Origin of the sequence: Actinacidiphila rubida, assembly GCF_900110255.1 — a bacterium.
GTDB lineage: Bacteria > Actinomycetota > Actinomycetes > Streptomycetales > Streptomycetaceae > Actinacidiphila > Actinacidiphila rubida.
The window spans coordinates 1-10,014 of the sequence record NZ_FODD01000089.1; the positions used below are offsets into that span (position 1 = coordinate 1).

At 73.5% G+C, this 10,014-nt stretch carries 8 protein-coding genes and 1 riboswitch; of the genes, 2 read left to right on the top strand and 6 right to left on the bottom strand.

From position 1 onward, the window contains the following. The 6 genes from BMW99_RS38355 to BMW99_RS38380 all read right to left on the bottom strand — a co-directional run. On the bottom strand, positions 1–1,281 hold a 1,281-nt coding region (locus BMW99_RS38355), incomplete at its 3' end, for an alpha-galactosidase (protein ID WP_177226153.1). Continuing rightward, entirely contained in the window at positions 1,278–2,093 is an 816-nt protein-coding gene (locus tag BMW99_RS38360; RefSeq protein ID WP_069466026.1) for a carbohydrate ABC transporter permease, read from the bottom strand. The genes BMW99_RS38360 and BMW99_RS38355, both read right to left, overlap by 4 nt. 92 nt (positions 2,094–2,185) lie before the next feature. Then, complete coding sequence (locus BMW99_RS38365; protein ID WP_069466025.1) at positions 2,186–3,097, bottom strand: carbohydrate ABC transporter permease; 912 nt, start codon at positions 3,095–3,097, stop codon at positions 2,186–2,188. 1 nt (position 3,098) lies between these two features. Beyond that, positions 3,099–4,403 (bottom strand): ABC transporter substrate-binding protein, encoded by a 1,305-nt coding sequence (locus tag BMW99_RS38370; protein WP_069466024.1) that lies wholly within the window; start codon positions 4,401–4,403, stop codon positions 3,099–3,101. A 138-nt stretch (positions 4,404–4,541) separates the two neighbouring features. Next, complete coding sequence (locus BMW99_RS38375; RefSeq protein WP_079176334.1) at positions 4,542–6,734, bottom strand: glycoside hydrolase family 27 protein; 2,193 nt, start codon at positions 6,732–6,734, stop codon at positions 4,542–4,544. A gap of 224 nt (positions 6,735–6,958) precedes the next feature. Next, positions 6,959–7,279, bottom strand: coding sequence for a DMT family transporter (locus tag BMW99_RS38380; RefSeq protein WP_069466022.1), 321 nt, complete (start codon positions 7,277–7,279; stop codon positions 6,959–6,961). A 32-nt stretch (positions 7,280–7,311) separates the two neighbouring features. Continuing rightward, positions 7,312–7,375, bottom strand: a riboswitch (guanidine-III (ykkC-III) riboswitch). 173 nt (positions 7,376–7,548) lie between these two features. On the opposite strand from BMW99_RS38380, the gene BMW99_RS38385 reads away from it, so the two are divergent. After that, complete coding sequence (locus BMW99_RS38385; RefSeq protein WP_075018402.1) at positions 7,549–9,453, top strand: FUSC family protein; 1,905 nt, start codon at positions 7,549–7,551, stop codon at positions 9,451–9,453. Between the two features lie 3 nt (positions 9,454–9,456). Continuing rightward, the coding region (locus tag BMW99_RS38390) for a LysR family transcriptional regulator (RefSeq protein ID WP_143080624.1) at positions 9,457–10,014 on the top strand (558 nt) is incomplete at its 3' end.

A 10,014-nucleotide genomic window follows, 5' to 3' on the forward strand; every position in this document is an offset into this window, starting at 1 on the left:
GAAGTCCTGCACGTCGGAGCGGCCGAGGTCGAGCAGCAGCTGCTCGCGCACGAGCGTCGCGGGGCGGCCCTCGACGCGGTACGCCCACTCGGGGTGCTCGGCGTACAGCCGGGATGCGGGGCTGACGGCTTCGGGCTCGACCCACAGGCCGACGTCCATGCCGAGGGCGCGGACGGCGTCGGCGAACGCGTCGAACCCGTCGGGGAACGCCTCGGGGTCGGGTTCCCAGTCGCCCAGTCCGCCCTTCTCGTCGGCACGGCCGGTGAACCAGCCGTCGTCGACGACGAAGAGTTCGACGCCCAGTTCGGCCGCGATCGCGGCGAGTTCGAGCTGGGTGCCGGCCTCGACGCCGAAGCCGGTGGCCTCCCAGGAGTTGTAGAGCACCTTGCGGGTGCGGTGCAGGCGTTCGCCGGCCAGCCGCCGCTCGTAGCGGTGCCACACCTCGGACAGGCCGTCCAGCCCGTCGGGGCTGAACGCGCAGGCCAGCCGCGGCGTGGTCAGAACGGCACCGGGCGCCAGGGCGACGGCTCCCTCGTGGGGGACGCGCCCGGCCCTGATCCGCACGGTGCCGCCGGGCTCCGCGTCGGCGGTGATGTGCCAGTTGCCGGGCCATTCCAGGGCCACGCCGTACGTCGGTGTGGCGGGACCGTCGTGGTCGGCGGCGTCCTGGACGGCGAGCCAGGGGGCGTAGGCGTGCCCCGGCGCGCCCTGGGTGGACTCCATGGTGAACCGGCCGCGCGTCAGGTCGAGCCGGTGGCGGGTGAACTCCTGGCTCCACTGGCCGGCCAGGTACGTCAGGCGGGCGCCCTCGGCGACCGGGACGGTGACGGCGGCGGAGTCGAGGCGTTCCAGGTGGAGGGTCTCGCCGCCGGTGTTGGCGAGTTCGGTCCAGCGCAGCACCACGTCGGTGCCGGGCACGGCCTGGTAGGCCAGCACGGTGCGCAGGCCCGTCGGCTCGTCGGTGAACTCCAGCCGCAGGGAGCGCTCGTCGTCCTGGACGGCGCCGGTGAACGTCCACCACAGGCCGCGTTCCCCGCCGGGCCGCCGGACGGTGAGGTCGGCTCCGGTGAAGGGCCGCATCCCGGTGGGCAGGTACTCGGCGGGTGCCGCGTCGGCCGGTGTGAGGAAGTGGGTGCGGCGCGACCAGTCGTAGGGGGACGGCCCGGTCTCGGCTCCGTGCGGCCCCCACGCGGCGGTCTCCGCCCACCGGCCGCCGGGTTCGAGCCGCACCGCGTACACGGTGCGGTCGGTGCGGATCAGCCAGGGGTGCTGCGGGGTCACTTGACGGCTCCGAGGTTGAGGCCGGCCACGAAGTGGCGCTGGAAGCGGAGGAAGACGATGACGGTGGGCGCCGCCGCGATGACCGAGCCGGCCGCGATGACGTTCCACTGGGACACGTACTGGCCCTGGAGTCCGAGCAGCGAGGCGGTGATCGGCATCCTGCTGTCGGAGCGCAGCACGGTGATCGCCCACAGCAGGTCGTTGAAGATCCAGGTGAAGGACAGCGACGTCAGGGCGGCGAGCGCGGGCTTGGCGAGCGGCAGGATGATGCGGCTGTAGATCTGCCAGGGGCCGGCGCCGTCGATGACGGCGGCCTGCTGGATCTCCGGCGGGATGGCCCGCATGAAGCCGTGCAGCACGAACACGTAGAAGCCGACGCCGAATCCGATCTGCACGCCGATGAGGGCGTACAGGGAGTCGTACAGGCCGAGTTGCTCGCTGAGCTTGGAGACGGGGATGAGCAGGATCTGCGGGGGCAGCAGGTTGCCGCTGAGCATGAGCAGCAGCAGCGCGCGGCGGAACGGCACGTCGTAGCGGCTGAGCGCGAACGCGGCCATGGAGGCGAGCAGCAGCGACAGCAGCACGGCGGGGATGGTGACGACGAGGCTGTTGATGAGCGCCTGCTGCTGCCCGCCGTCGACCCAGGCCTGGCGGAACCCGCCGAGGGTGAAGGAGTGCGGCAGGGTGCCCAGCCCGTTGGCGGCGATGTCGTCGAAGGAGCGGCAGGCGGTGACCAGGACCACGGCGATCGGCACCAGCCACACCAGCGACAGCAGTCCGGCGCTGGTGTGGAAGGCGGCGGTGCCCCACATCCTGTGGGTGACGCGCGGGGCGCGGCGGGCGGCCGCCGGCGCCTGGGCGGCGCGCGACGGCGCGGCGGGCGCCCGGTGTTCGGTGGCGGTCATCAGTCGGCCTCCCGGAACGCGCGCACCAGGTACGTGGCGATGACCCCGAAGGCCAGCAGGAAGATCACGACGGCCAGCGCCGAGCCGTAACCGAGCCGCAGGGACTGGAACGCGGTGGAGTACATGTAGGTGCTGAGGAGTTCGGAGGAGTGGTAGGGGCCGCCGCGGGTGAGTGCCCACACCACGTCGAAGGAGCGCAGGCTGTCGATCACGATGACGGACAGGACGACCGCGTTGACGCTGCTGAGCTGCGGCACGGTGATGTGCCGGAACTGCTGCCAGCGGGTGGCGCCGTCGACCTTCGCGGCCTCGTACAGCGCCGGGTCGATGCCCTTGAGGCCGGCCAGGTACAGCACCATGACGTAGCCGATCTGACGCCACAGGGCGGGCACGATCACCGCGTACAGGGCGGTGTTCTGGTCGGCGAGCCACGGGTGGGCGAGGTGGCCGAGGCCGAGTCCGGACAGCGTCCTGTCGATCAGCCCGTCCGGCTGGTACATCGCCTGCCAGACCAGCGCGGTGGCGGTCAGCGAGAAGACCACCGGCAGGAACAGCGCGGCCCGGTAGAACCCCACGCCGCGGCGCTCCTGCTGAAGCAGCAGCGCCGCGCCGAGGCCCAGCACCACCGACAGGCCGCCGAAGAGCGCCAGCCACAGCACGGTGTCGAGCGCCGCGGTGTGGAAGACGCTGTCGTGCAGCATCTCACGGTAGTTGGCGAGGCCGACGAACTGGGGCGGGGAGACGCCGTCCCATTTGGTGAGCGACAGGTAGAAGCCCTGGAGGGCGGGCCAGAACACCCAGAAGCCCTCGGCGAGCAGCGGGACCAGGACGAAGGCCAGCACCACCGGCGGCACCCGGGTCGCGCGCCGGCGACCGCGGCGCGCGCGGGAGTTCGCGGTCAGCACCGCCATGTCACTGGCTCCAGATCTTCTGCGCGTCGCGCTGCCAGGCGGTGAGGATCGAGGTGATCTCCTTGGGCCTGGCGAGGAACTTCGTCAGTGCGGTGTCGGCGGTGGGCTGGAGCGCGTCGCTGGAGTCGCGGTTGAAGAACTGCGTGACGTCGGCGGCGCTCTCGATCAGCGCGCGGCCCTTCTTCACCAGCGGCGTGCCGGAGTCCTTGGCCTTGGGGTTGGTCGGCAGCGAGGTGCCGGAGGAGCCCTTGAGGTAGATCTCCTGGGCCTCGGCCGTCGCCAGGTAGCTCATCAGGTCCTTGACCTGGGCCTTGTGGCGGGTGCGTGCGCTGGCGAAGTAGCCGTCGGTGGGGCCCTCCTCGGCGACGGGCACGCTCGGGTCGATGATCGGGAACTGGAAGAAGTCGATGTCGTCCAGCTGGTCCTTGGGCGCGGCGTCGGCGAAGAAGGTGCCGATGAGCATCATGCCGGTGCGGTTGTTGAGCATCGCGGTGGTGGCGTCCTGGAAGGCCAGCGCCGTGCCGTTGGGGTCGAAGTACGGCAGCACCTCGGCCCACTTGTCGAAGACCTTGTGGACCTGCGGGTCGTCGAAGCTGTGCTTCCCGGCGAGCAGTTCGCGGTGGTAGGCCGCGCCGTTGATCCGGATGTTCAGGTAGTCGAACCAGGCGGAGGCGACCCACGCGGTGCCGCCGCCGGCGCCCAGGCCGATCGGCGTGACGCCCTTGGCCTTCAGCGCCTTGCACAGGGCGATGAACTCGTCCCAGGTCTTGGGCTCCTGGACGCCCCACTTGGCGAAGTTGGACTTCTTGTAGAAGACCCCCCACCAGTAGTAGCTGGCGGGCACGAACACCTTCGCGCCGGCGGTGTCGGTGCACAGCTTCTTCAACGCGTCGCTGTAACCGGCCAGTTCGCCGGTCTGCCAGATGTCGCTGACGTCGAGCAGCAGGTCCTTGCGCGCGTACCCGTCGGCGACCGAGCCGGGGTACCAGGTCATCAGGTCCGGCGGGGTGGCGGAGGTCAGGTACGTCGGCAGCTGCGTGCGGAACGTCTCGGAGGCGACGGTGTTCAGTGACGCCTTGGTGCCACCGCGCTTGTTGTAGGCGGCGATGAGGTCCTGCATGGCGGACTTGGCCTGCGGCGACGACAGGTTGGACTGCAGGCTCACCGCGCCGCCGCTCGACTGGCTGCTGCTGCCGGTCGAACCGGAGGTGACGCAGCCGCTCATGAGGGCGGCGGCGCCGACGGCGCCCGCGCCGGCCAGGAAGTGGCGGCGGCTGGTCGGTGAGGAGGTGTTCACGCTGGTCATGGGACTCCCTTTCGGCTGCTACAGACTGTCGTGGCGGCGGGGCGGCGTCAAGATTAATTCGTAATTTATTTAGTAACGGGTAGGCCGCCCCGCCGTGTTCTCCGCCCGGCCCCCTGGCCGGGTCCTGCCGCGGCAGGGTCAGAAGGCGCTCTGGCGGACCGCTCCGCCGACGCCGCGGGCGAGGGCGAGCACGGTCCCGTCGGCGCCCGCCGTGGCGCCGAGGGCGCCGTCGAAGGCGTTGCTGGCGAACTGCCGCACCGGGAACCAGTCGCCCCAGTGGTCGGCGGCCGCGTCGTACGTCCGCTGCCAGAGCGTGTAGTCCCCGGCGCGGGCGAGGAGCTGAACGGTGCCGCCGGTGGCGACCAGCGTCGGGCTGCCGCTGACGGTGCCGCCGAGCGACGACCAGTCCGACCAGGTGCCGTCCGCGGCACGTACCCGCGTCCACACGGCGTCGTCCGCGGTGCGCACGGCGACGTGGGTGCGGCCCTGCGTGTCGGTGACCGCGGAGGGGCGGCCGTACAGGGCGGGTCCGGCCGGGGCGCCGATCGTGCTCCAGCCGCCCTCCGCGCCGCGGGTGGCCACCGTGCCGTCGGTCCCGGTGGCGAACAGCGTCCAACGGCCGGGGCCCGTCACGGCCGCGGTGGGCGCGTCGGCGAGGTCGCCGCCGAGGTCCTGCCAGGGCCCCCAGCGGCCGTCGGCGTAGGTGCGCAGATAGGCCCGGTCGTCCAGGCCGCGGACGAAGACGTCGATCCGGCCGCCGGCCGAGGCGTAGGCGGCGGGCTGGCCCTGGAAGCGGCCACGGGTGGGGCCGCCGAGGTCGGTCACCGGACCGCTCCACCCGCCGTCACGGCCGGTCCGCGCCGCCAGCGAGCCGTTCGCCTGGCGGGTGAACGCGGTGAGCACGTCGCCGTCCCGGACGAGCGCCGGATCGGCGGTGGTGGCGTCGGTCCCGATCAGCGTGCCGGGCGCGTCGTCGGTGCCCGTCAGGCCGAGGAACGCGGTGCCGTGCGCGGGCACGGTGACGGTGTAACCGCCGGTGTGCGCGCCGCGGTCGGCGCGGGCCCGCAGGTCGCGGACCGCGACCTGGCCGGTCAGCCCGGCCTGCGCGAAGGTGACCGTGCGCTGCGCGGGCGCGTCGGAGCGGTTGAGCAGCACCACGGCCCGGCGGCCGCTGCCCTGCAGCACCTTGCTGTAGGTGTCGCCGGTGGAGTCGGTGGCGATCCGCACGCCCTGGATGCCCAGCGGGTCCTGGTCGACGGCGAGGATCTCGGGGTTGCGCAGGGTGTCCAGCATCGGCTTCGTGAGCGTGCGGGGGTCGGAGCCGAGGACGAGCGGCGAGGCCATCTCGGCCCACATCACCAGCTGGGTCGTGGACTCCTCCTGGTCGAGCTCGTACGTGCCGTCGGGCAGCGCGCGCATCGGGATCAGGTAGTCCGGGTCGTTCCAGTGCCCCGGCCCCTGCGCCTCGGGGTGCCAGGCGTTGGCGTCCATGTTCCGCAGCACGTTGGGGAACTCGCCGGCGGTGGGCGTGCCCCACGCGATGTCCGTGCCGGTCCGCCAGGAGTCGGCGGTCGTGGGCCCGTAGACGTAGGTGTTGTGGGCGTCCTGCGCGGGGGTGTGCGGCAGGCCCCAGTCATCGGTGAGCGGGTTGCACAGGTTGAGCAGCATCGGCCGCCCGGTGTGCGCCACGGCGTCGCTGAACTGCCGGAACGCCGGGCCCGGATCGAGCTTCTCACCGATGCCGCAGAGGAAGTCGACCTTGACCGCGTCGATCTTCCAGCGCGCGAACTCGTCGGCGTCCTGCTGGTAGTGGCCGCGGCTGCCCAGCCCGCAGCTGGCCGGGTCGTAGTCCCCGGCGTCGGTGTAGATGCCGGCCCGCAGGCCGCGGGCGTGCAGGTAGGACACCAGCGCGGGGATGCCGGACGGGAAGCGGGCGGGGTTGGCGGTCAGGTTCCCCTGCGCGTCCCGCGGGGTGTCGGCCTGCCAGCCGCCGTCGAGCCAGACGATGTCGTAGCCGCTGTCCCGCAGGCCGCTGCTGACCAGGTAGTCCGCGACGCTCCTGACCTGCGACTCAGTCGGCGCACCGAGCCCGTAGTACGTGTTCCAGCCCATGGGCGGCGTGGGCGACAGACCGCTGTCGTAGTACGCGGGCACGCCGGCGTCCGATGCGGGCGCCCCGATCCCTGACAGCGCGGACGGCGCGGACGGCGCGGACCGGAGCTGCGGACGGGCCTGCGCCACACCCGGCGCGGCGACCGCGAGCAGGACGGCCACGCCGGCGGCCAGTGCGGCCCGCTGGGCGCGCGTCGTCCCTGAACGATGCGAAGTCACGTGGTTCTCCCGGAAGTTGGGGATACACGGGCGCGGCGCTTCCCGGCAGTCGGGGAGCCGGCCCGCGGATGACTGTGACCGCGGCACCGAGGGGTGTCAACGATTATTCCTAATAAACTAAAATTTGATGGCGCGCAGGCGTCACCGGCGCGCTGACGGTCCGGTGACACCCGCGTCCGACGGCCGCGGCCCGCGCGGCGTGCGCTGCGTGCCCGGTGACCGGCTCAGTGGCCGGAGGTGGCCTTGAGGCCCACGACCGCCACGAGCAGCAGGGCCACGAAGAAGATCCGCGCCGCGTTCGCCGGCTCGCCGAGGACGAGCATCCCGACGACGGCGGCACCGGCCGCGCCGATGCCCACCCACACGCCGTAGGCGGTTCCGATGGGGAGTGTCCTGGCTGCCTGCGACAGCAGCAGCATGCTGGCGACGATGCCCGCGCCGGTCATCAGACTCGGCACGAGACGGGTGAAGCCGTCGGTGTACTTCATGCCGATCGACCAGGCGACCTCGAGCAGGCCGGCGACGATGATCAGGACCCATGCCATGGCGGCACCTCCGAAGTTGTCTTGCTCACGGGGGTGCACCGTCTTTGCAGGGTCCCGGTACGGCGCGCTCGTCGGGGTTCCGTCAACCGTAGCAAACACCGCGTACGCCCCCGCCGGGCCCGGGGGGCGGGCCCCGGCACGAGGCCATGCATGCTCCAGGCGCATGGATCCGGTGAGCGGCAGGCATTGGACGCATGGATGCCCGTCTCCGCATCATGGCGGTAGTGCCCTCACCGCCCGCAGGGCGGTCCCCTCCGCGAAAGAAGGCCGTGGAACGACTCGCCGGGCTCCGTCCCCGCCGGACCCTCCTCGACACCGCCCGCGCCATGCTGCGCCGCGGGCTGCCGACCTCCGCCCGCCTGCCCGTCGGGGCCGCTGCGCGCGGGGCGGTCGTGCTCGCGCTGCCGCTGCTCGTGGGCCTGTGGACCGGGTGGGTCGTCCCCTGCGTGATCGCGGCGGTCGGCGCCCTGTGGGGCGTGAGCCAGGACGGCGCGGACGCCTATCCGGCGCGGGCGCGCCGGATCATCGGGATGGGCCTGGCGGCCACGGCCGGCATCCTCGCGGGCGAGGCAGCGCTGCGCGGCGGTCAGCCGGGTGCGGTGACGCTGTGCCTGGTCGTGGCCGCGTTCACCGCGGGGCTGATCAGCCTGCGCGGCCCGCTCGCGTCCGTCGCCGGCCTGCACCTGCTGCTCGGCGCGGTCATCGGCAGCGGCATCCCCGTGCCGGGCCCGTGGTGGCACGCGCCGCTCGCCCTGCTGTCCGGCGTCGGCCTGGTCCTCGTCCTGTCGACGCTCCCCTGGCTGTGGCGGCGGCACCACGTGGAGCGGGACGCGGTCCGCGCGGTGTACGCGGCGGCGGCCCGGGCGCTGGCGGCGGCCGGTACGCCCGCCGCGCAGGAGGCACGGCGCGCGCTCACGGATGCGCTGGACCGGGCGCACGACCTGGTCGCCCGCCATCTCGACCCCCGCGGCGGCCTGGCCGCAGGACCGGGCCGGGGCGGCCAGGACCGGCTGGTCCGGGCCTTCCACCACGCGGTCCGGCTGGGCGAGGCGGTGACCACCGTCCTGTGGGAGGGGCGCGCGGTGCCGCCGGCCGTGGCGCGGACGCCGCACACCATGGCGGCGCTCCTGCTGCCGGGCCGCGGGGCCATCACCTCGTCCGCGGCCACCGACACCGACGCCGACACCGCGACCGGCACGACCGGCACCGCCGCGGCGATCGGCACGACCGGGGCGACGGACGCGACCGGCGCCGACGCCGGCCCGGACTCGGCGGGCCGGCGCGCACTGGCCGCGATGCTGGTGGCGGCCGAGCGGAGCGGGGGCGACGAACCGGCGCCGAGGCTGCCCACCGTCGCCCGCACGGGTCGCGCGGCCCACCTCAGGTACGCGCTGCTGCTGGCGCTGTGCGTGCTGGCCGCCCAGCTGTGCGCCCTGGCGCTGCCGGGGCCGCGCGGCTACTGGCTGCCGATGACCGTCGCGTTCGTCTACAAGCCGGACGTGGGGCCGGTGTTCGGCCGGGCGCTGAACCGCTGTGCCGGGACGGTCGCCGGGGTCGCCGCGATCGGCGGGGTCTCGCTGCTGACGGACAGCACCTACGCCTTCGTCGCCGCGGTGGTGGTGTTCGGCGCGGTCATGGCGGTCGGCGTGCAGCGGCACTACGCGCTCGCCACGACCGGCCTGACCGCCGTCGTCTTCGTGCTGCTCGACGTGCTCGGGGGCGATCACCGCGACCTGTACGGGCCGCGCGTCCTCGACACCGCCCTCGCCGCCGCGATCGTGCTCGTGGTGCACCTGGTCCTGTGGCCCGGGTCCGCGGCGGACGCCGCCGACGCGAAGACCGAGGCGGCCCTGGCCGCGGCGTTCCGCTACCGGGAGCTGGCCCACGGCGCCCGCCCGGACGAGCGGCACGCGCTGCGGCGGACCGCCTACCGGCGGCTGGCCGAGGCCCGCCGGTCGGCCGCCGACGCACGGCGCGAGCCGGCCCGGCCCGGCCGCCCTCGCCGGGACTGGGAGCGGGCGATCAGCCGCGCCGAACGGGTCTGCGACACGGTCACCGCGCACTCCCTCGCCGCGCACTCGGGCGCCGCGCATCCCGGTACCGGCCGCCCCGTCACCAGCGGCCATGCGCGAGGGACCTCGATGCACCCGATCCGATGCGGTGGGACCATATGACCCGTGGATCTCCAGGTACTGCGCTCCTTCCAGTCCGTGGCCGAGGGCACCACGGTCACTGACGCGGCATCCGCGGCCCGCATCACCCAGCCCGCGCTGTCGCGGGCCCTGGGCCGGCTGGAGGACGAGGTCGGGGCCGAGCTGTTCCAGCGCGTCGGCCGGGTCCTGCGCCTCACCCCCGCGGGCCGGGTGTTCAAGGAGTACGCCGACGCGGTGCTCGACAGTTACGACCGGGGCCGGCGGGCCGTCGCCGAGGTCGTCGACCCGGACGCGGGCGTGGTGTCACTGGCGTTCCTGCACACCCTGGGCACCTGGCTGGTGCCGCGGATGGTCACCGGCTTCCGGCAGCGGTTCCCCGCGGTGCGCTTCGAGTTGAGCCAGGCCGTGGAGATCGGGCTGGCCCAGCACCTGCTGGACGCGGCCGCCGATCTGATCATCACCAGCAAGGACCCGGGCCACCCGCTGATCGCCTACCGGCGGCTGCTCGTCGAACCGCTGTGGCTGGCGGTCCCGGCCCGGCACCGCCTCGCGCAGCGCCGCCAGGTGCGGCTGTCGGAGGTC

Coding starts and splice junctions, on each gene's coding strand:
- BMW99_RS38365 (WP_069466025.1), bottom strand. CDS start 3,097: ATGGCGGTGCTGACCGCGAACTCCCGCGCGCGCCGCGGTCGCCGGCGC.
- BMW99_RS38370 (WP_069466024.1), bottom strand. CDS start 4,403: ATGACCAGCGTGAACACCTCCTCACCGACCAGCCGCCGCCACTTCCTG.
- BMW99_RS38380 (WP_069466022.1), bottom strand. CDS start 7,279: ATGGCATGGGTCCTGATCATCGTCGCCGGCCTGCTCGAGGTCGCCTGG.
- BMW99_RS38360 (WP_069466026.1), bottom strand. CDS start 2,093: ATGTGGGGCACCGCCGCCTTCCACACCAGCGCCGGACTGCTGTCGCTG.